The organism is Streptomyces sp. NPDC127117 (assembly GCF_042677325.1).
Lineage (GTDB): Bacteria > Actinomycetota > Actinomycetes > Streptomycetales > Streptomycetaceae > Streptomyces.
The window spans coordinates 196324-216348 of sequence record NZ_JBHXTM010000001.1 but is presented as its reverse complement, the minus strand read 5'-3'; the positions used below and the strand labels follow the sequence as shown (position 1 = coordinate 216348).

Sequence of the window (20025 nt, the reverse complement as noted above, 5' to 3'; positions counted from 1 at the left end):
TCTGTTGCCCCGGGCAGGTGGGGCCGGCACAGCGGCGTCCCGTAGCGTCCGGCCACGACGTGCTCGGGGGCGGTTCGTCGTTGACGTAGCCGAGTTGCTGGACTGCCTCGGAGCGAGTGGGACTCCGACAGACCGGCCGGTGGGTCTCCGGGAACTTGTTCGAGAAATCGTTCGGGATCGTGGCACGATGTACGTCATGACGACGAACCGAAAGGTCCATGCCGCGTAGACGGCCGGGACACGTCCGGTCCGGTATTTCCCACCACCGGACACCAGATGCAAGACCAGCCATCGACGGCTTGTCCTCGCGTGCACTGTCCGAGATCTTTCGTCTCGAACGTACCCGTAATTATCTGCAACCAGGAGACGTCAGCGCGGCCGTGCGCTTGTGGAAGGACTACGTCCACCGTCCTGAGTGCGAGCTCTGGCACGACTACGAGTGGGGCGATGTGCACTGGTACTGCTGCGGCAATCCGTTCGAAGCCCGCGCCCTGCTCGAAACCGTGATGCAGGCGATGACACCACGAAGCGCCAGTGAACTCCGCCAGATCATCCGCCGGTTCGACGCAGTCTGGAACCAAGCATCACCCCCGTACGACGCGGACGGAGACCAAAGAACAAGCTGAGAGCGTGTCGAGGAAGGATGCCGCCCTCGGAGCGGCCCACCGGCCCTGGGGGATGGTGGACCGCTGCTCGCCGTTTCAGCCGAGGACGTTTTTGACTTCGGCAGGGTCTGCGCCGGGAAGTGGGCGGTGCCCTTCGGCCCAGTGGTTGGACCACCCGCAGAGTCCGCACGCGTACCGTCCGTCGAGCCCGTGGACTTCTGCGTCGCAGCCGCTGCACCGGGTGGTCGTGATCTCCGGGGTTGCTGCGACAACGCGGGAAGACCAGCCACACTGATTTGAACAGATCCAGGACCCGTCAGGGCCCTGGCCGGCGGCGGCGCCGCAGTTTCCACACGTCATGGAGCAGTCTCCTTCGAGGGCGGAGCCGCCAAGAGTGCGGCGGGTCCTGTCCATTTTGGCAGGCGTGCGAGGTGTGGAGGTAGGCCGTGTCGGGGGTGCGAATGGGGGCTGGGGCGCGTAATTCGCATCCGATGCCCAGATCGCGCTCCGTCAGCCCCGCGCCGCGTACGACAGGTGCTCCATCACGCTCCCGTGGTCGGTCGCCTGGCCGATGCCCGTATGGTGCTGCGGCACCCCGACGGCGAGGCGGCGTGGCCATGCCCAGCAGCATGTCGGAGCCGGACGGGAACCGGGCCCCGGCCCAGTGGCTGGTGCTGTTCGAGGACTGTGACGGCGCGGGCGCCGGGGCTCCGATGATCCAGGTGGCAACGGTGCTGTGGGGGTCGTGCTCGCCCGTGAAGGCGAGGCCGGTGACCGTCCAGGGGCAGCAGGGGCAGGGGCAAGGGCGGCCGGAGCAGGCGAGCAGTGTGCAGGTGCTGCCGCGGCGCAGGTGCTTGATCTGGCTGTCACGCATCCCTGATAGGTAGGCGATCAGGATGTGGCAGGCGCCGTGGAGCAGTTGTAATGGACCTGGTCGCCTGGTCGCCTGGTCGGTTGGCGGGTCGGGGTCAGACCGCTGACCAGCCGTCGTCGACGGGGAGGACCGCGCCGTTGATGAAGGCGGCAGCATCGGAGGCGAGCCAGACGATTGCGGCAGCCTGTTCATCGGCGGAGCCGAGGCGGCCGATGTTCGCACCGATGAGGCTCGTGACGACGGCGGGGCCCTGCGCGTCGGGGTGGCTGTCGACGCTGATGCCGGTCGCCGTCGGGCCGGGCGCGATCATGTTGGTCCGGATGCCTTGCTTGCGATACATCACTGCCAGGTTCTTCACCAGCCCGGTGATCCCGTGCTTGGCGGCGGTGTACGCGGCTCCGGCAGCTCCGCCGCGCAGGCCCGCCTCGGAGCCGGTGAAGACCAGACAACCGGCGCCGACGGTCAGCATGTGCGGTAGTACGGCGCGGGTGAGGAGAAAGGGAGCCGTGAGGTCGATCCGCAACACCCGTTCCCACTCGGCGTCGTCGGTCTCGTGTGCTGCCGACATACGGTCCATGACGCCTGCGTTGTTGACCAGGACGTCGATCCCGCCGAACTCTGCGACCGCCCGGGCCACAACGGCGTCCACCACCCGCTGTTCTCCCAAGTCACCGATGGCCGCCAGCGCGACGCCCCCGGTGGCCGTGATCTTCCGTACGGTCTCCTCGGCGCCGTCCGCGTCGAGGTCGGCAATCAGGACACGGTCACCCTGGGCAGCGAAGGCCAGGGCGGCGGCCCGGCCGATGCCGGACGCGGCCCCGGTGACGATCACGCTCCGACGGGCGCGAGGGGCAATCTCCGCATCGGATATGGGTGGGGTCATGGGGCGGTCCTCCGGAGGCGTGCGTGTGGGGGATTGGGGTGAACGTCCGGTAGTAGCCGAGGCAGGGACCGGTGCGGATCCGTCACAGGGCAGTCCTGGCCTGGAGGATTTCGCCCACGGACTCCTCGCGCCACTGCTTCAGGAGTTGATGGAAGGCGACGGCGCCGTGCGGGTAGGCGTTGGGGCCGTTGGGCCGGCCGCGTCCCTCGCGGTTGTAGTAGCCAGGGGTGCATTCGGCGTGGAACCACTCGTGGTCGGGGGCGTCCTCGGCCAGGACGGCGAGCCAGGCGTCCTCGGTCTCCCGTGACGGTTCGATGAGGGCGCCCTCGGCTTCGGCGGCCGCGACGAGGGCGGCGGCATGGATGGCCTGCTCGTCCAGGATGTGGGTGAAGTTGACGCTGCTGGCGTTCTGGAGGGGGCCCAACTGGATCAGGTTCGGGAAGCCGTTGCTGGTGAGACCGTGGAGCGTGCGGGGGCCCTGCCGCGCCCAGGTGTGCAGCAGTTGGACGCCGCCCCGGCCGTGCACGGGGAGCTTGCCGGAGTGAATGCCAGAGGTCCCGACATTGAACCCGGTGGCGAAGATCAGGCAGTCCAGTTCGTACGCGGTGTCGCCGACCACGACGCCGTGTTCGGTGATGCGCTCGATGCCGTGGGTGTCCGCGGTGTCCACAAGGGTGACGTTGTCCCGGTTGAACGCGGGGTAATACAGATCGGAGAACGTGGGGCGTTTGCAGGCGTAGCGGTACCAGGGCTTGAGCTTGCCGGCGGTCTCCGGATCGGTGACGGTCTGCTCGATGCGGGCGCGTAGCTCGTTCATCTTGGCGGCATCGGCCACCTCGTAGGCGGCTTCGAAGGTCTTCCGGTCGCCCTGGCGCCGGAAGCTCGGCAGGAGCTTTTCCAGCAGGCCCGCCGAGGCGGTCCACTGGTCCGCCACGAGGTCCCGGTCTTCCGGTTCGCCGGAGACGATGCGGAGGTAGTTCTCGCGTCGCTCGTGGGCCCAGCCCTCACGGTCGGCGCCGACGTCCCTCGCGGTGGTACGGCGGTTGGCCCGCACGTCCACGGTGGAGGGGGTGCGCTGGAAGACGTAGAGGTGCGCGGCGTCCTCGGCCAGCAGTGGAATGACCTGGATGCCAGTGGCTCCGGTGCCGACGATGCCCACCCGCTTGTCCGCGAGGCCCGACATGCCGCCCTCCGGGGTGCCGCCTGTGTAGGCGTAGTCCCACCGAGAAGTGTGGAAGGTGTGACCCTTGAACTCCTCTATGCCGGATATCCCGGGGAGCTTCGGGTCGGTGAGGGTGCCTGTGGCGGTGACGACGTACGTGGCGCGGAAGGCGTCACCGCGGTCGGTGGCCACGACCCATGTCTCGGAGGCCTCGTCCCAGGTCAGAGCAGTGACAGCGGTGGAGAACAGCGCTTCCGGGTAGAGGTCGAACTTGCGCGCGATCCGCATCACGTGGCGGCGGATCTCGTCACCGGGGGAGTACTTCCACTCCGGTACGTATCCCGTCTCGTCGAGCATCGGCAGGTATACGTGTGCCTCGATGTCGCAGTGGACGCCCGGGTACCGGTTCCAGTACCAGGTTCCCCCGAAGTCGCCGCCCTTGTCGATGATCCGGACGCGCTCCACTCCCTGCTGCCGCAGCCGCGCCCCGGCGAGAATGCCGCCGAACCCGCCGCCGATCACGGCGACGTCGACGGTGTCGTGAAGAGGATCGCGCTCGGCCGGCCCCTCTATGTACGGATCGGCGGCGTAGTAGCCGAACTCGGCGTCGGCGTCGCGGTATTGGGCGGCGCCGTCGGGGCGAACGCGTCGCTCACGTTCGACTCGGTAGCGCTGCCTCAGCGCGGCGAGCTCGTGGGGAGTCGGAGCGTGAGGGGTCGTCATGTGGGGGGCCTCGATCCTGGACGGCGGGGCCACCACGAGTGGGCGGCCGTCCGCTACGGTAGCAACTACCGGACAGTGGTGTCCGGTTGGAGTTCGGTGGTACGGCGAAACTCGGCCAGGGAGCGTTCACGCCTCCGGCGCGCCACGTACCCCCTGGCCTTCGGAACCAGCGCAGCGGACAGGAAGAGTGATCCCCCATGCAGCGACTTTCGGCCCGATCCTTCGCCACGTTGGCCACGATCGGCACGCTGGTGCTGACCGGATGCGGCACGGAGAGCGGCGAGACCCAGGGAGAGGCGGTGTCCGTCTCCGCGGGCAGGACCATCCGCGCGCAGGAGTTCATGCAACTGACCCAGGTGCACAGCGAGACCGGGATGACCCTGCTGGAAGGTCCCACGTTCGGCAAGGACGGCGGTCTGTTCGTCGTCGATGTCACCGCGCCCGAGGGCAAGCCCAAGGTCCTGCGCGTCAACGTCAGGAAGAAGACGTCCCGGGCGGTCCACACCGACGGGCGGGGGGCATACACCTCGGCGCAGTTCAGTCCGTACGACGGACGGCTCTACCTCAGCGACTTCGCCCACGGCGAGGTCGTGAGCCTGGCACCCGACGGCGGAGACAAGCGGACCTTCTTCTCCGGCGAGGTCGACGGAGCGCAGATGAATCCCGACGACATCGCCTTTGATCTGGACGGCAACCTGTACGTCAGCGATTCACGCGGCCTGTCCGAGGGCGAGGCGCACGGAAGGGTGGTGCGGATCAGCCGCGACGGCGCGAAGGCCACCGTTCTGGCCAAGGACCTGGCCGCGCCGAACGGGATCTCGTTCGACGCGGACCACCGCGGTCTGTGGTTCAGCGAACTCACCGAGAACCGGATCTCCTACCTGCGCCTCGACGCGAAGGACGAGGTGACCTCCCGGCACACGGCCATCCGTGTCGACGGCGGGATCGCCCAGACCGACTCGATCGCCGTGGACGCGGACGGGAACCTCTATCAGGGACTGCACGGCCGGGCAGCGATGGCCGTGTACGACCGGCATGGTGAGCGGCTGGCGACAGTCGAACTACCTGCACGGGCTGAAGGGCTGGAGTCGGCGACGAACGTGGCCATCACGCCCGGCGGGACCAAGGCGTACATGACGGTGAGTGGCCCCGCCGGAGGATACCTGTACAGCTTCGACGCGCTCGCGGAAGGCATTCGGCAGTCCAACGGCGGCTGACACCCGGCGTCCGCTCAACCTCCGAAGGCCCGCACCGGCCCCACCTCGACACCGAGCAACCGCCAGGCGGCCAGCGCCCGGCGTTCCCGCTCCTTGCGGGTGGGGCCGATGACTGCGGCGGAGACCATGGCGACCGCGAGCACGAGGTCGTTCGCGGCGCTCAGCCGATGACCGTCGGGCAGGTGTCTTCGCAGGGCGCGCTCGACGCGCTCGGACAGGGCCAGCGCGTGTGCACGGATGCCGGAGCGGCTGTCCGCCCGGTCGGCGTGCAAAAGACCGATGAAGGCTGCCGACTCCACCAGATGCCAGGTCAGCACACCGAGAACATCGGCGAAGGTCGCCCCCTCGGCGTCGGCCGCCTGCTCGATCTGCCGCACGTTCTCCTCCAGAACCGCAGCCACCGCAGCAGTCCGGTCCGGGAAGTGCCGGTAGAGAACGCCCTGTCCAACCCCGGCCTTGCGCGCGATCGCGGAGAGCGGCGCCTCCAGACCCTGCTCAGCGAAGATCTCCCGGGCAGCGACGACCAGAGCAGTCCGGTTACGGGCGGCAGCCTTCGGCCCGTCGTTCGCGGGTCGCCGCCCCTCCCGCTCGGTGTGCTCCATCACCCCGGAAGCGTACCGGCCGGGCAGCCGCGGCTTTCCCCTGCCCACGCAGGCTGAGCGCGTGTGGCGGCCGGGGTGCTGCGCCGAGGCCTGGGCATCGGGCGATCGGCGGGGCCTGGACGGCGACTGGGCGACGCCCGGGAGGACACTGTCGTCGACCGGTGAGCTGCTCGTAGGCGTAGTCGAAGTGGAAGTTCGGGTCCACGCGGTCGAGCGCGGCGCGGTGGGCATCGGCGGCCGGCTTGGTCCTGGCCGGCGGTAAGTGGCCGATGGTCGGCGCCCGTTCAACGAGTGCGGAAGTGGGGGAAGTCGGTCGGCAGCCCGGCGTCGAGGCAGCCGTGGGGCAGCAGGTCGTCCAGCCGTACAGGCCTTCAGCCAGCACAGTTGCCTGCAGTCCCGGAATCCGCGCTCCAGCTGAGCTTCAGCCGCAAGAGGAATCCGACGCGTCTCGTGGTCCCCCGCTCCCCCTGCCTCCGCTACGGACACGCGTGGGGACGTACGGCATGCCCGTGCGCGCGTCGTCCAGTGTCATCGCCGTGCTGCTCGCCGTGGTCTCGGGGGCGAGGCGGGCCCCGGGAATCAGGCCGCGGTGGCCGGCTGGAGGGCGCGACCCGGTCAGCGAGCTGGTTCAGCTGCTGATGCCGGCGGCGCTGCGGCTCGTGGCGGTGCTCTTCGACTCGCTGTGTGTGCCCCTGCGACGGCCCTCCTCCGCGCGGAAGGCACTCAATAGTGCCCGAGGGATGTGGCAGGCCGCGGTGCCGGCCTGCCGCACTGCTGCACGAATAGCTCGGCACCGTACTCGCCGCAGTCAGCATCCCCACTCTCGTTGAGAACTACCGACGGGCTGTCCCTCGGCGGTGTGGAATGCCCCTGCGAGGCATCCGGCCGAGGCTTGGTGGGGTGTATTCAGCCGTCACGGAAGGTCGGTGCGGCCCAACCAGGCCGGCCGCACCGGTACTCCGTCCGCATAGCGTTCCGTTGCTGGCGTCGAGGGCGGCGGAGGTGGCACCGCTTCTGCCGGATCCGGTTCGGCCTGCTGTGGAGCCGCCTCCGTCGTCGGCGGGGTCGGTGCGGCGCTGTCGTCCAGCAGCTCCGCCACCGTGAACCGTGTGCTGAACGACTGCCAGGCGCCGTCGATCACCAGAAGGAAGCCATCGCCTTCCCGGAAGAGCCGACGGCGCTTCGGACTCCTGGGGTGCTCCGGCGTATGTATCCGGGCACGCCGCTCCAACTCCGCCAGAGCCTCTTCGCGCGTACCCTCCACATGCGTCAGCACGTACGCCTCAGCGTGCTTGCGCTCTCCGACACCCACGGTGGTTTCGACGACCAGTCCCCAAATCGCCACGCTTCGGCCCCTCTCGTTCGGATCAGGGAAGAGACTAAAGCGTGTTGCAGAAGACTGTGGGTGCAGGTATCTATCCTGTACGGGCGGGGTGTTATGGGTGTGGAGATGGGATCGCGGTCGCGCCGCGGCCAAGAGCGCCGGTCTGACGGTGACCGGCCGACCGGACGCTGCAGGTGTGGATCAAAGTCGCAGCCAGGGATGTGACCGAGCGATCCCAGCCCGGCAAGGTGTCCTGGATCGAGTTCCAGCCCTTTTGGCACCGCGTCCATGGCTCCTTCATCGCGCACCGCCGCAGGCACAGACACGCTTGCCTGGCGGTTCGACGCCATCGTGGACACCCCCATGCCACTCTGCCTCCTGCGGCACCCCGCCCCATGTCGGCAGGAGAAGTAGCGGTGTGCCGCGAACCGCCCCACGATGACCACCCTGGGTGGAGCGTGACGCACGGCCCGGCGGCTTTCGCCGTCGAGCCGTGCGTCCGAGTGTTCGAAGGCGGGGTGACGGCCGGCCGATTGGACTGGAAGGCCGTCACAAGTCCATCGGCGGGACCTCAGCAGCCTGCGGTGACGTTCTCGCAGTACACCCAGCCCGTATTGCCGTTGTCGTTCTTGACGTAGTACCACTTGTTGCCCGCATCGTTGTACGCATAGTGCGACCACCAGACGGGCATCTCCGGGAAGATGACGCCCGTCGACGCGCAAGTAGCGCGGTAGCACTCTCGGATGTTGGCGTACTTCGTGGCCTCTGTGGGTGTCCACGTGGCGGCCTGGGCGCTGGTCGAGACGGACAGCGCGACAGCGACGGCGCCAAAAGCGCCAAGAACGGCAGTGCGTTTACGCATGGTGAAAGTCTCCTTCAACGTCGGTTGTACCGCTGCAACCTTTCCGGCTGCAGCTCACTCTGGACGTTCGCCACAGGGAATGACCAGGAGTTCGGCCTGTCCCGGACATGTCCCACCGCCGGCGAAGCCGTTCCGGAGACGCCCCCCCGCGCCACCGCAGCGTCCGACTGGTGGCGGGCCTGCCACATGGCCCCTGTCACCGACGACCTCCGGGACGGGCCGGTAGCCGCAGACGCGAATCCTGCGAGTGACCAGCCGTCGGGCCGGTACAGAGCCGTTCCACCCTCGCAAGACGGGACCTACCGCCCAGGCGCTCGTCGGCCCGACAGGACGACGCACGACACGGATTCGTACCCAGCAGCAACCTGCTCGGCCTTACCGACCGCCCGGACCTTCGAGGGATCGCCCGGGACCGGCGGCTTCGCGTCGACGTTCCGTCGGCCAAGGCCGGCCAGCGGCCGACGGCGCCCTGCTGATCCGCCGGCCGCGAGGCACATAGCAGGGGCCACGGCCTTCGATGGCCCCGACGGTACCGCCGCGCTCGTGCCGCGGGCGGCGCTCTGCGCCTCGTTCGGCTCGGGCTGGCACCCCGACGGATCACCACACCCGCAGGACGTCTGGACCTCCGCGGGCACGTCCTGATGTTCCTGCCAGTCTTGCGGGCCATACAGCCGGACTTTGAAGAGGAACGTCCATGGAGGCCCTTGTCCGCGCCGATCCGACCGTGCTGCATCCCCTGCCCGACCACCCGCGAGTGGTGCCGCTGAAGCCGTTGATCACTTAGCTGTTGATCGGGGCCAGGGAGTACCCGTATTACGACGACCCGCGCGATCCGAACGAGGCCGTACTGTCCGTCCGCCGCGCGGAGGCGAAGCTGTTCGCGATGTTCACCGACGCGGACGTCATCGAGGCCGTCCGCCGGCGGTATTGACTGTCTACTCCTCGGGCTCCCAGACGATCAGCTGCTCGAACACCTGCTGGTTGCCCTCGATCTTCAGATCGCTCAGCGTGAGGCGGCCCCAGACGAAGAGGAGCAGCTGCTCGGCCGTGCCCGTGGCCGAAGCGGAGGCGGGCGCGGCGTCGTCCGTGAGGGGTGCGGGCCAGGCGCCGGTACCGTCCAGCGCGAGGAGCCAGGAGCGGCCCTCGGTGGCGTGGTAGTGGATGGTGGCGGCCTCGTGCGGCCAGGCCGCCGGGGTGGAGTTGCAGGTGTCGAGAAACTCGGCCACACCGTCGATCGCGACGTCCGTCGGCATCGGCTGCACGGCGCCTGCGGCTAGCTGGGCGTCGTAGGTGTGCACCAGCAGCTCGTGCACCCGGCGCCGGGCAACGCCCCAGGCATTCGCCGGCGACACGCCGGCGGCCCACCATGCCCAGCACTCGCGCTCCGGGCCGGCCTCGCGCAGCGCACTCAGCAGCAGCTCGTTCGACTCGGCGTACCAGGCCAGCAGCGCCTCGACCTCGCGCGGCGCCTCTGCGGCATCCTTGGCCTGCGGAGCCTCGGCCGGGCCCGCGGCGACGATCGCGGCCCACCACCGCTGGCCCGTACCCAGGTGCTGCACCAGATCGAACAATGTCCACTCGGGGCAGGATGGCACCGGCGCGTCAAGGCTGGGCGCGGCGGCAACCGCACTCCGGAACGCGGCCGACCGCCCGTCGATCAGTTGCAGCAGGGCGGAATACTCAAGTCTCTCTGTCACATCGCTTGCCTAGCACCCCGGATCAGCCGACCGCACCCTATTTTCCAGGACGTCAGCTGCGGGAGTTGGAGCACCTGATGGAAAGCCTGGCCGTAGCCATATTCCCTTCCCCATGGCTCGTTGAACGAGTCATGGGGAAGGAGAACGGTCCTCCGTGGACGGTGCCGGATAACCTGTGGCGGCGGATCGAGCCGTTGCTGCCGGTCAGGCAGCGGCGTCCGCGCCATCCCGGTCGGCCGCCACTGGACAACCGTGGTTGCCTGCAGGGCATCCTGTTCGTGCTGCACACCGGGATCCAGTGGGAGTAGCAGCCGCAGGAGCTCGGCTGCTGTACATCTCCCGCGGTGACCGGCGCAGCTATGACATCGCCCAGCGCCGCCTCGAAGGCGCCTGCCAGGCCGATTACGGCTTCCGGGCCATGGCCGGTCTGTTCGCCGGGAACGGGCCGACCGCCGACACCTCGGCCCGGGACGTCTACATGGCCGAGTCCGTCCTGTGGCACATGGAGCGCATCGAGCCCGGAACCCGCATCGTGCTGGCGGCCCACAACGCCCACATCCAGAAATCACCGATCTCCTCCAACGGCCACCTCACCGGGTTCCCGATGGGGCAACACCTCCACGACGTCCTCGGCGACGACTACTTCGCCCTCGGTCCGACCAGCTCCGGCGGACACACTGCGGAGATGGTCCGTGACGAGCAAGCGCGCTTCGGGTTCACCGTCGGAGACACCGCGCTGCAGCCGCCCGAGCCGAGCAGTATCGAAGCCGCCTTCACCGCGGCCGGTCTCGGGCTCAGCGTCGCCGGCTTCCGCCAGGCGCGCACGCGGGCCGCCGCCCCTGCCTCTGCCCCTGGCCCCGGCCGAATCCGGCTGCAGAGCACCTTCCTGCACACCCCTGTACCGGACGCGTTCGACGGCATCCTGCACACCCCGGCCTCCACCGTGGCCGACATCATCGAATCCGAGCCGTCATCGCCATGACGCAGCACGATGCCCGTCCCGGCCACGCCGCCGTCGGGCCATTGTCGCGAGGTGGCAGGGCGCCGCCTGCCGACGCACCGGTCGGGCACGGGCGGCCCGGCGACAGCGGTGCAGGCAAGGCCGCGTTCGACGTTCCCTGGACCGGCACCCGTTTGTGATCGACTTCCCGGCCCGCGTTGCGGTGAGTGGGCGGGCGCCCGCCGAACACGTCATGCGCACGCCGCGGGCCTTCTTGCCGTGCCTGAACCCGGCCGCCCGCCGGGCAGTCCCCGGCGGGCGGCGCACGGGACCACGATGCCGGTGGACAGCCCGTCATCTGCGGTGCGGCGGTGGCCTTCGGGGCGACGCCGAGCATTGTGGAGAGCGACGGCTACCGCTTCTCCGCCGGTCTGCGCAGTGCCCCTTCTTCGCCGACCTCGACGGAATCGTCAATGACTTTCAGCGGGCCGGCAACGGCTTCGGCATCGACAAGAACGTCTTCGGCATCGTCCTTGAGGACCCGGACAGCGAACCGGGCGAAGGGCCGATCGGCGTGTGGGCGCGGGTCGGCCCGAGGCAGAACGATGCACTCGTCTCCGTCGACCGTGATGCCCACCCCTCGCTGACCGCGTATCTGCTGAGCGCTTTCCCCTACCTCGGCCACCCACACCCAGCGTCCTGAACGGCCAGACGATGGCACGGCCTCACCAGCGCCAGGACGAGCAGCCCCGAGGCCGACGCCGCGTGCGGCCGGTAAGCGTGCGTGTCCAAGGTCGGTGATCCTTGAAGCTGCGGGCGGGTGCAGGTCACGTACTCCGATCTTTTCCGCTGAACAGCCTGTCCAGATGCAGATCGATCGCGGTGAGCGCGTCCTGGGGCCCGATCACGGCCAGTTCGATCAGGGGGGTGAAGCCTGTGAGGGCGAGGAGCAGGTTGGTCTCGGTCGCCGGGTCGCGGTCGGAGTCGATGTGCCCATCGGCGACCGCATGGCGGACCAACTGCTCGACTAGGGCCCGTCCTTGTACGAGGCCGCGGCGCGCCTGCTCGTGGACGGCCTCGTCGTGCAGTGCCTCCAGGACGTAGGCGGCACTCATCCGGCTGGTCGCGCGGGCGTCGGCATGGAGGGGGAGCATTTCCGCGAGCGTCAGTCGCAGCACGTCACGGGGGTGTGGACAGTCGCCGAGCTTCTTGAGTCCCTGCTCGACACGTAGCGAGGTCTGCTCGGATGCGAAGTCCATGGCGAAGGAGAGCATGGAGGCCCGGGAGGCGAAATAGTGCTGCAACTGCCCGAGGGAGATGCCCGCCTCCTGTGCAACCACGCGCATCGTCAGATGCGCGACGCCGCGTTGCTCCACCACCCGCCACAGTGCGCGGGCGATCGCTTCGCGGCGTCCGCGGTGATCCACCTGTTTCGGCATCGCCGGCCTCTCCTGCGTTCTTCGCGACCTGGAGCTTTTCCAATACAGTTGACATAATACACTTGACCTGTGACCCTGCGGTCATGCCTGGACAACTGCCTGAACAGCCAAGGGTTCAAACCACGGAAGGTGTCGTGCAGGGGTGTCGGCGGCAGGGGCACGCGGTGTTCCGCGGTATCCCTTATGCCCAGCCCCCGGTGGGAGCGTTCCGCTTCGCCGCGCCCGCCCCGCCGCGCCCCTGGGAGGGGACGAGGCAGGCGGTGGAGTTCGGCCCCGTGGTGCCGCTGTCCCTGCCGGTCGACACGGGTCCGCCGCAGGGCACGGACTGGCTGACCCTCAATGTCGGCACTCCGGATCCGGGCGCGGCAGGACTACCGGTGCTGGTGTGGATCCCGGTGGGCGGCTATATCTCGGCGGCGTCGAGCGACCCGATGTACGACCCGGCAGCGCTGGCCGAGGCGGGACTCGTCGTGGTCACCATCAACTGCCGCGTGGGCGCGGAGGGTTTCGCGTTCCTGGACGACGCGCCGCCCAACCGCGGATTCCTCGACCAGATCGCGGCGCTGCAATGGGTGCAGCGGAACATCGCCGCCTTCGGAGGCAACCCCGACCAGGTCACCGTGGCCGGACAGTCCGCCGGAGCAGGGTCGGTCGCCGCCCTCCTCGCGATGAAGTCGGCGCGCGGCCTGTTCCGGCGGGCCATCGCCCACTCGGTGCCGGGGCTGCACAGCACCCCCGCGCTGGCACGGCAGGTCACTGCCGCGCTCGCGGACCGGCTCGGCGCGGCGGCCCCCACCGCGGCGGCCCTGCGCGACATCGACCCCTGGCACCTGGCCGCAGAGCTCACCGCCTTCAACGCCGACCTCCATGCACACCGGGGGAGCTGGGGGCGGCTCACGGAGACCGGCACCGCCCTGTGTCCCGTCATCGACGGCGAGGTCCTCACCGAAACGCCCTGGCCCGCGCTGACCAGCGGGCGCGCGAGCGGGACCGAGCTACTCGTCGGCCACACCCGGGACGAATTCCGGCTGTTCAGCGTCATGGGCGGACGGCGGGGCACCTTCACCGAGCAGGACGCCCGTGCGGCCCTGGAACTGCTCGCCCCGCAGCCGCACGGAGCGGAGGCGTACCGTGCCGCGTTTCCGCAGGCCGGGCCGGAGGAGTTGGTGGAGACGGTGTACTCGGACGCCCTCTTCCGTATGCCGTCACAGAGGCTGGCCGCGGCGAACGCCGCAGCCGGCGGCACCTCGTACCTGTTCGAACTTCGCTGGACCGCCCCGGTGCTCGGCGGCGCCCTGGGCGCCTGCCACAGCCTCGATGTCCCTCTGGCGTTCGGCACGTTGGACAGCCCCGTGGGTGCGCAACTCGCCGGAGACGAGCCCACCCCCGAGGCCGTCGCGCTCTCCCACGAAATCAAGGAGGCATGGATCCGCTTCGTCACCACCGGCGACGCGGGCTGGGCCGCCTACCGACCCGACCAGCAGCTCACCCGCGTCCTGGACGCCGAGTCGGAGACTGTGCCCTACCCCGAACAGGCCTCCCGCCGGATCTGGGAGGGCCACGCCATCGCCCCCTTCGATCTCTCGTAGAGCCCACGACGTCCAGTACCGGCTCCGTGGCCTCGACTTCGATGAGACGGCTTCCTACGGGCTGGGGTCATGTCGGAGGCACTGACACCAGCTGCCGGAACCGCTGAGTGGTGTTCATCATGAAGTCGCAGTTCACGGGGCTGGTGCGCGGAGGCGTCGGGAGGGTCGGACAGGCCCGGGACGGTAGTCCTCCCACAGGATCGTCCGTCAGCGGTCGCCTTCCCGGTCCGCCAGCAGCCGCAGGGCTTGTATCAGCGGGCTCGCCCGCTCCGGGGTCGTGCAGACCTTGCCGAGGAAGCGCCAGTTCGTCAGATGGGCGAAGTCCTGCCCGACCGGGGCCCACACCGAGGCCGGCGCCTTGCACGACGTAGGTTGCCACGTCCCACCAGTGCAACCTCTTCTCCCGGGAGATCTGGTCTTCTACGGCAACACCCCGGCCAACGTCCACCACGTCGGGCTCTGCATCGGCGGCGGTCTCATGAACGACGCGTCCGGCAACGGTCAGCGCGTGGGATCCGCGCCCCACACCGAAGCAAGGTGTCTGCGGGTGACCCGGCCGGGCGGCACGACACGTGGCCGACGGAACCCGAGGTCACTCCGGCCGGCATGAACCGATAGTCGCGTGGGATCAGCGAGACAGGGCGAGGAGTTCGTCGATCTCCGGCTCTGGACCGTCAGAAGTGAGGTGCGCGATGGCTGCCATGGGTGCGATCACCCGGCTCCAGCCATACAACCGGTCCCCATCGAGCCCGCACGCGGTCGCCACCCGTCGGCAACGGGCCTCGACCCCCTCTTGTCCGGCGCCGGCCACCACGTAGTCGACGGCGTCGAAGCATGGGTCGCCCATGCATGCCTTGGGGTCGATCGCGATCAGACCACGTGAGGGGCCGCCGTCAAGGACGTTGCCGAGGTGCAGATCGCCGTGCAGCAGAACGAGCCTGGCCTGACTGTCCAGCAACGTCTCGCAGCGCCGTATCGCCCGCCGCCACGTGGCCTGGTCGATCCGTGCGCCGATGACCGGCTCGGACAGCCGCCGGCCGATCCGGGCGAAGGCCTCGTCACACCGACCGCGCAGGTCCAGTGGCCAGTGTGCGGGAGGGACCACGGCGTGCAGTGCGGCGAGCAACTCTCCCCACTGCTGCGGCAATGACGTCTGCGGCATGTGCTCGGCCTCGGTGCCGGGCAGAACCTCCTCCAACACCATCGCCCCGGCCTCCGCGTCAGCGGACAACACGGCCGGAACCCGACCCGACGGCGCGAAAACGCGCAGCATCTCCACCTGCTTGGTCATGAGCGCCCGATCCGGACTGAGCTTGAGAACCGCTGGCGTTCCGTCAGGCCATTGACAGCGCAGGACGACGGAGGAGGCTCCACTCCCGAACAGCTCACCGAGCACGAATCCCCACCGCGCGGCCAGCCGCGCAGCGAGGTTCGGAACGTCGGCGAGCCAGCTTTCCGCCTCGGGGCCGAATCGACCCACCAACCGTGCGCCGACCTCTCCCATATTCACCCCGGTAGCTTGCACCCCGAACTGCCGCCCTGCACCCGCATATCGACAGAAGCGATGTCACGCAACGCGCGCCGGGCCGTGATCCGTACCTCAGGGCGGCTTACGAGCGGCCGGGAACGGGCGCCTCGGTGCGCGGCAAACCGGAGCCGCTGCGGGCGAAGACGACCACGCTCGCCGGCCGCCGCCGGCGGCGGCACAAGCGTCTCGACAGGGATGGCGCTCGGACTGGACCGTCGATTCGTCTGCGAGAGCGCGTTGCGCGAACGGTGGACCTTCGTTGGGCGGATGGCCCGGCTGATCCGACGATACGGTCGGTGGACCGAGCGGCTGCGGTCGACGTTGTCGCCGCCGGGTAGGAGGGATCCGCCTCCTGACCTCTGGAGACGGGCCCCCACTCATGCCTTGGCCCGCGCGGAATCACGGGTCCGGCGCAGAGCCTGGTACACCGACCAGGCGACGGACACCAGCGGTACTGCCACCACCGCGCCCAGTACCCCCGCAGTGATGGCGCCCCCGACCACGGTGAGCGCGACCGCGACCGGATGCAGGCGGACGGCCCAGCTCAGCACGAGCGGGTGCAGCAGGTGGCCCTCGATCTGGCCGATGACCACGATCAGTGCCACGACGACGCCCGCCACGAGCACACCCTTGGACGCCAGAGCCACCACGGCGGCGACTGCCAGCGCGATGGGTGAGCCGATCAATGGGATGAAGGCGGCGAAGAATTCCAGCAGGGCCAGAGGCAGTGCCAGCGGCACGCCGAGTGCGAAGAGTGCCAGTCCCACAAGAGTTGCGTTGGTCGCCGCCACCAGCACGATGCCGCGGGTGTATCCGGTGAATGTCCGCCATGCCGCACTGCCCGCGATCGTCACCCGCACCCGGGCCGTCCGCGGAAGCTGGTCGCTGAACCATTTCCACAGGTGGTCGCCCGAGTGAATGAAGAAGACCGAGCAGAACAGGGCGAGGGCGAACACCGTCACCACCTCCACCACCCGTCCCACGCCGCTGAGAGCCGTGCTGATCAGCGCGGAGCGGTGGCTCGACAGGAACTGCCCGGTGCGGGACTGGAGATCGTCGAGCGCCTTGGGGTCCAGTCGGAACGGCGGGCCTTCGAGCCAGCGCTCGATCCGGCGCAGGCCTTCGCCGAACTCCCGCTCCAGCCCGGCGCTCTCCCCGGCGACTGCCTCGCCGACCAGGGTCAGGATGCCGAGAACGAGGACGATGCTGCCGAGCAGCGCCAACGCTACGGCGAGCGGCCGCGGCATCGCACGAGCCAGGAGGTCCGCCACCGGGCGCAGCATCGCGGTGCCGACCAGGCCGAGGAAGACGGCTACCGCCACCTCGTGGAACCGCCCCAGCACCGAGAAGGCGGCATACACCGCGGCACCCACGACGAGGATGCGCCAGGCATAGGCGGCGGTCGACCGCAGTGCGGGGTTCACGCGCGGCTCGTACGGAGTTCCGGACCCGTGCTGCCTGACGGGGTTCCATGTCGAGGGGCGGGGATAGCCGCGCAGCGCCTGACGTGACGACGTGCGGATCCGGAGCCTCCGTCCTTCGGACGGCCGGCCGGAGGACGTGTTCTCGGGCTGCAGATACGATCGCCTGGGCATTCCTTGCTGGTATCAGCACGGAATGCGTTGCTTTGGGCTCCTGAAGCGACATGCGCAGGAATACACCCTACGGGCGGAGCCGTCGGACGAGGCAAGCCTCCGGGGCACGCTCGCGGTCAGCCGCAGTGAGCAGAGCATGCGAAGAGTATGTGTGTCACACGTTCCGTATCTCCCGCCGTGAGGGGCTGGCGCATACTGGGGGGACGTGCGGGAAATCGTACGGGATCGGAGGGCGCCATGATCGTCCTCGGCGTCATTCTGTTGCTGCTCGACCTGCTGACCGGCATCTCGATCCTGTGGGCGATCGGCATCGTACTTGCCGTGATCGGGATCGTTCCTGGGCGCGGTCGGGCATGCGGTGGGCGGACGGCAGCACTACTGGTAGAGGGCGCTGCGGGCAGTGTGTGTCGTTTCGGCGCGTGCCCCCACAGATCTCGGATGTTCACAGACCTCAGGTCAGGTCTTCAACAAGCGGTTGAAGAACGAACGGTAGCGTTGGAGCGCGACACGCAGTTCCTCGGTCGGGACTTCCTCGCCTCGCTGCCACTGGCCTTCGAGCCCCTGCTTGCGCTCGGAGAACGTCGTGGCGAGAGCCTGCATCACCTCGGCGACAAGAGTGTCCGCCGCACCGACCGCCTCCCGAGGATCATCCACGAACGTGCCCTGGATCCTCTGCCAGCGGTCACGGAACCCTGCCTGCTCGGATCCGAGCAGTGGCTCCTCTCCCTCCTTCGCTTCCTCTCCCGCTGCGCTCCGGTCCGTACCTGACGGCGGTGGGCGGTCACCCTCCCCGGTGGGCCGGTCCGTGTCTGCTTCTGTGGCTTCCCCGGGAAAGGTCGGCGGAACAGAGAGGGGTTCGTGTCCTTCCGTCTCTGCCGCTTCCTTCTTCGCTTCCGCTTCAGGCTTCCTGCTGCCCGTGCCGGTCAGATCCTCGGTGGACGGACTGCCGGCGTCGGTTTCGGGTAGATCCCTGCGTCCCATTTCACCTCTCCGCCTTTCCATCTTTGTGGCGCCATCGGTTGGGGCCGGTGGACCTCTGCTCCTGGTGTATTCGCTTTCTCGAAGCTGCTATTCGTGTGGTTGCTGGCCGTTGTGAAGCAGTTCGTCGAACAGGGCGCGGTAGTGAACCATTGCACCCCGCAGTTCCTCCGTCGTTGCTTCATGCCGGTCGCTGCGGGCAGTGACCTCGTGGGCGGCCCGGTAGTGCTCCAACGTGCGTCCGTGTTCCACCGAAAGGTCGCTGGCCTGCTGCTCAAAGCCCTTGGTCGGGTAACCGCGCTCTCCCATCAACGCGGTCACCAACTGGTCGGCCTCGTGGACCGCTTCGTCGGGCTGGTCGACGAACCGCTCTTGCGCGCGTCCCCAGGACTGGGCGTATTTCTCCCGCTCCGACGCCGAAATCTGCTTGATCTCCAGTGCGTCGTGGCGCTGTTCTCGCTCACGCAGTTCACGCTCGGCCGCCGGACGGCTCTGCTTCTCCTCCACGGCCCGCTCGTACTCCGGTCCGAATTGTTCCTTGAGGTGGCGCCGACGTGAGACGGTCCAGGCCACCACTGCGCAAATCAACAGCACGACCACGATGGCCACGATGATTGCAATGAGGGTTCCGGTCGACATGACTCCTCCGCTTGTAGTTCTGCCGAGAAATGAAGAATGACCAGAGAATCTCCTTTCCTTCCCCTGGCTACGTAATTCTTACGGCGGTTCCAGATGGCACCAGATGGCAACCGCTACGTGACAACCCCGAATAACGCGCCCAAGAATCCGGATTCGTCGATAAAATTCTGTCGAACTCTGATCGGATGATCAGGAATCATCGGAAAAGGAAAAGCCTCGCGAATCCCATGGCGGCCCGGCTGTTCCAAAGCGATCACCAGCTGCTCAGAGCTCTGATTTCTGCACTCTTCTCACTCTCGTCCCCGCACGCTGTGAGAGCAACCGCTCGCCACGACCGCCGAGCGACGCGAACACGCGCCCGCAGGCGTGCTGCGAAGCGCTTCGCGGGAGGGCGGCCACACGCTCCTGGAAAGGCGCTGCGATGGCAGCCGGCGGCGATGTGATCGCGGAGGTTGTGGCTGATCATCGTGAGCCGGAAGCGCTGTTCGACCAGATCGAAGCGCAACCGGTCGATCCCCCCGGCGACGAGCGTCGGCGAACCGTCTGAATGCAGAACCGGTACGGCCCGCGGTCGTCGAGAAACCGCACATCCACCCCCTGGTCACCTGCTGCGCAGCCACGTAGCGCACGGTGCGGCAGTGGCCGACGGAGGACTTGCCGACCACCATGCGGTCTGAGAAGGGGCACGAATGCGTCCGGAGCAATCATGCAGGCGGCAGCGCCGTGGCTACGAGAAGGTGGGCGACTCCTTCGCGAGGCTGCTTTCGTGAACCGCCAGCCACTCCCGCAGGTCGCCGCAGTCGGTGAGCCCACGGCCCGGGTACTCCACCCGGTATCCGTTCGTGTTACCCGGCAGGCCTGTCTCCAGGCACTGTGCGGCGTAGGGCATCGTGAAGGCGATGCCGTGGGAGTTCTCTCTCACTGCCTCGCTTTCGTGGCTCTGCAGGATCACCGCCGCCGAATTCGCCCTCGCCGCCAGGTCGTCGGTACCCGCCGTGAGTTCCCCGACGATCGCCGGATCATGCCGGGACTTCGCATCGAGCCTTTCGAAGCGCTGCATCAGGAGGCGCATGCGAGTGGAGGACTGGATCAGTTCGCCGTAGCGGGTCACCTGCTCACGCGCCCGGTCCCGGTCCTGGCGGCCGTCCACCTCGTTCCTCGTCGCTTCCAGGACACTTGCCGCCTGTCTCTCTCCGGTCTCCAGAATGCCCTGTGCCTGCAGGTGCCCGGCCATGACCGTGCCGATCACGGCTGCGAGCCCGACGTATGTGGGCGCGTGAGCCCGGAGGTGAATGCTCAACTGCGTGGCTGTCAGCATGAGTTGACCGTACTCTCGGATGCGGCGACTGGGCTGCGGAACGGGTCTGT

22 protein-coding genes and 2 pseudogenes are annotated in these 20025 nt (G+C 68.5%); 10 read left to right on the top strand and 14 right to left on the bottom strand.

Annotated features, from left to right (window positions below; translation table 11 throughout):
- Positions 1-380: 380 nt before the first annotated feature.
- A complete protein-coding gene (locus ACFVH0_RS01040; RefSeq protein ID WP_385817321.1) occupies positions 381-626 on the top strand; it encodes a hypothetical protein in 246 nt (81 codons plus the stop codon).
- A gap of 596 nt (positions 627-1222) precedes the next feature.
- The gene (locus ACFVH0_RS01035; protein WP_385817320.1) at positions 1223-1492 is read left to right on the top strand and encodes a hypothetical protein; all 270 of its coding nucleotides are present in this window, start codon (positions 1223-1225) and stop codon (positions 1490-1492) included.
- A gap of 81 nt (positions 1493-1573) precedes the next feature.
- Here the strand turns inward: ACFVH0_RS01035 and ACFVH0_RS01030 are convergent, their stop codons facing one another.
- Both ACFVH0_RS01030 and ACFVH0_RS01025 read right to left on the bottom strand, forming a co-directional pair.
- Positions 1574-2362, bottom strand: a complete 789-nt coding sequence (locus ACFVH0_RS01030) for an SDR family NAD(P)-dependent oxidoreductase (protein WP_385817319.1) — start codon at positions 2360-2362, stop codon at positions 1574-1576.
- An 82-nt stretch (positions 2363-2444) separates the two neighbouring features.
- Entirely contained in the window at positions 2445-4247 is a 1803-nt protein-coding gene (locus ACFVH0_RS01025) for a flavin-containing monooxygenase (RefSeq protein ID WP_385817318.1), read from the bottom strand.
- Positions 4248-4444: 197 nt separating this feature from the next.
- Between ACFVH0_RS01025 and ACFVH0_RS01020 the strand changes: the two genes are divergently transcribed.
- Positions 4445-5464, top strand: a complete 1020-nt coding sequence (locus ACFVH0_RS01020) for an SMP-30/gluconolactonase/LRE family protein (protein ID WP_385817317.1) — start codon at positions 4445-4447, stop codon at positions 5462-5464.
- A gap of 14 nt (positions 5465-5478) precedes the next feature.
- Here ACFVH0_RS01020 and ACFVH0_RS01015 read toward each other — a convergent pair whose 3' ends face one another.
- The 3 genes from ACFVH0_RS01015 to ACFVH0_RS01005 form a co-directional block, all read right to left on the bottom strand.
- Positions 5479-6069 carry a TetR/AcrR family transcriptional regulator gene (locus ACFVH0_RS01015; RefSeq protein WP_385817316.1) on the bottom strand — a complete coding sequence of 197 codons (591 nt, stop codon included), beginning with the start codon at positions 6067-6069 and terminating at the stop codon, positions 5479-5481.
- Between the two features lie 910 nt (positions 6070-6979).
- Positions 6980-7411 (bottom strand): hypothetical protein, encoded by a 432-nt coding sequence (locus ACFVH0_RS01010; protein WP_385817315.1) that lies wholly within the window; start codon positions 7409-7411, stop codon positions 6980-6982.
- A gap of 550 nt (positions 7412-7961) precedes the next feature.
- The gene (locus ACFVH0_RS01005) at positions 7962-8252 is read right to left on the bottom strand and encodes a hypothetical protein (protein ID WP_385817314.1); all 291 of its coding nucleotides are present in this window, start codon (positions 8250-8252) and stop codon (positions 7962-7964) included.
- A 694-nt stretch (positions 8253-8946) separates the two neighbouring features.
- Here ACFVH0_RS01005 and ACFVH0_RS01000 point away from each other — a divergent pair.
- Together ACFVH0_RS01000 and ACFVH0_RS00995 are read left to right on the top strand one after the other, a co-directional pair.
- A pseudogene (locus ACFVH0_RS01000) lies at positions 8947-9033 on the top strand (antibiotic acetyltransferase); the annotation flags it as partial.
- Between the two features lie 6 nt (positions 9034-9039).
- Positions 9040-9183: a hypothetical protein gene (locus ACFVH0_RS00995; RefSeq protein ID WP_385817313.1), complete on the top strand. Its 144-nt coding sequence runs from the start codon at positions 9040-9042 to the stop codon at positions 9181-9183.
- A gap of 4 nt (positions 9184-9187) precedes the next feature.
- On the opposite strand, the gene ACFVH0_RS00990 is transcribed toward ACFVH0_RS00995, so the two are convergent.
- Complete coding sequence (locus ACFVH0_RS00990; RefSeq protein WP_385817312.1) at positions 9188-9949, bottom strand: maleylpyruvate isomerase family mycothiol-dependent enzyme; 762 nt, start codon at positions 9947-9949, stop codon at positions 9188-9190.
- Between the two features lie 131 nt (positions 9950-10080).
- Between ACFVH0_RS00990 and ACFVH0_RS00985 the strand changes: the two are divergent.
- Positions 10081-10254 (top strand): annotated as a pseudogene (locus ACFVH0_RS00985) (transposase); the annotation flags it as partial.
- A gap of 113 nt (positions 10255-10367) precedes the next feature.
- Positions 10368-10931 carry an erythromycin esterase family protein gene (locus ACFVH0_RS00980; protein ID WP_385817500.1) on the top strand — a complete coding sequence of 188 codons (564 nt, stop codon included), beginning with the start codon at positions 10368-10370 and terminating at the stop codon, positions 10929-10931.
- Positions 10932-11301: 370 nt separating this feature from the next.
- Here the strand turns inward: ACFVH0_RS00980 and ACFVH0_RS00975 are convergent, their stop codons facing one another.
- Together ACFVH0_RS00975 and ACFVH0_RS00970 are read right to left on the bottom strand one after the other, a co-directional pair.
- Entirely contained in the window at positions 11302-11574 is a 273-nt protein-coding gene (locus tag ACFVH0_RS00975; protein ID WP_385817311.1) for a hypothetical protein, read from the bottom strand.
- Positions 11575-11716: 142 nt separating this feature from the next.
- On the bottom strand, positions 11717-12328 hold the full coding sequence (locus tag ACFVH0_RS00970) for a TetR/AcrR family transcriptional regulator (RefSeq protein WP_385817310.1): 612 nt from the start codon (positions 12326-12328) through the stop codon (positions 11717-11719).
- 83 nt (positions 12329-12411) lie between these two features.
- On the opposite strand from ACFVH0_RS00970, the gene ACFVH0_RS00965 reads away from it, so the two are divergent.
- Entirely contained in the window at positions 12412-13917 is a 1506-nt protein-coding gene (locus ACFVH0_RS00965) for a carboxylesterase/lipase family protein (protein ID WP_385817309.1), read from the top strand.
- 207 nt (positions 13918-14124) lie between these two features.
- Here ACFVH0_RS00965 and ACFVH0_RS00960 read toward each other — a convergent pair whose 3' ends face one another.
- Complete coding sequence (locus ACFVH0_RS00960) at positions 14125-14262, bottom strand: hypothetical protein (protein ID WP_385817517.1); 138 nt, start codon at positions 14260-14262, stop codon at positions 14125-14127.
- Here ACFVH0_RS00960 and ACFVH0_RS00955 point away from each other — a divergent pair.
- A complete protein-coding gene (locus ACFVH0_RS00955) occupies positions 14204-14527 on the top strand; it encodes an NlpC/P60 family protein (protein ID WP_385817499.1) in 324 nt (107 codons plus the stop codon). The two genes, ACFVH0_RS00960 and ACFVH0_RS00955, sit on opposite strands and share 59 nt — an antisense overlap.
- Positions 14528-14545: 18 nt before the next feature.
- Here ACFVH0_RS00955 and ACFVH0_RS00950 read toward each other — a convergent pair whose 3' ends face one another.
- The 4 genes from ACFVH0_RS00950 to ACFVH0_RS00935 form a co-directional block, all read right to left on the bottom strand.
- Positions 14546-15421, bottom strand: a complete 876-nt coding sequence (locus ACFVH0_RS00950) for an aminoglycoside phosphotransferase family protein (RefSeq protein ID WP_385817498.1) — start codon at positions 15419-15421, stop codon at positions 14546-14548.
- Positions 15422-15822: 401 nt separating this feature from the next.
- Entirely contained in the window at positions 15823-17040 is a 1218-nt protein-coding gene (locus tag ACFVH0_RS00945) for an AI-2E family transporter (RefSeq protein WP_385817308.1), read from the bottom strand.
- A gap of 456 nt (positions 17041-17496) precedes the next feature.
- Positions 17497-18021, bottom strand: a complete 525-nt coding sequence (locus ACFVH0_RS00940) for a hypothetical protein (protein WP_385817307.1) — start codon at positions 18019-18021, stop codon at positions 17497-17499.
- Between the two features lie 87 nt (positions 18022-18108).
- Entirely contained in the window at positions 18109-18657 is a 549-nt protein-coding gene (locus ACFVH0_RS00935) for a hypothetical protein (RefSeq protein WP_385817306.1), read from the bottom strand.
- Positions 18658-19078: 421 nt separating this feature from the next.
- Between ACFVH0_RS00935 and ACFVH0_RS00930 the strand changes: the two genes are divergently transcribed.
- Positions 19079-19204: a hypothetical protein gene (locus ACFVH0_RS00930; protein WP_385817305.1), complete on the top strand. Its 126-nt coding sequence runs from the start codon at positions 19079-19081 to the stop codon at positions 19202-19204.
- Between the two features lie 180 nt (positions 19205-19384).
- Here ACFVH0_RS00930 and ACFVH0_RS00925 read toward each other — a convergent pair whose 3' ends face one another.
- Positions 19385-19975: a hypothetical protein gene (locus tag ACFVH0_RS00925; protein ID WP_385817304.1), complete on the bottom strand. Its 591-nt coding sequence runs from the start codon at positions 19973-19975 to the stop codon at positions 19385-19387.
- Positions 19976-20025: the final 50 nt, after the last annotated feature.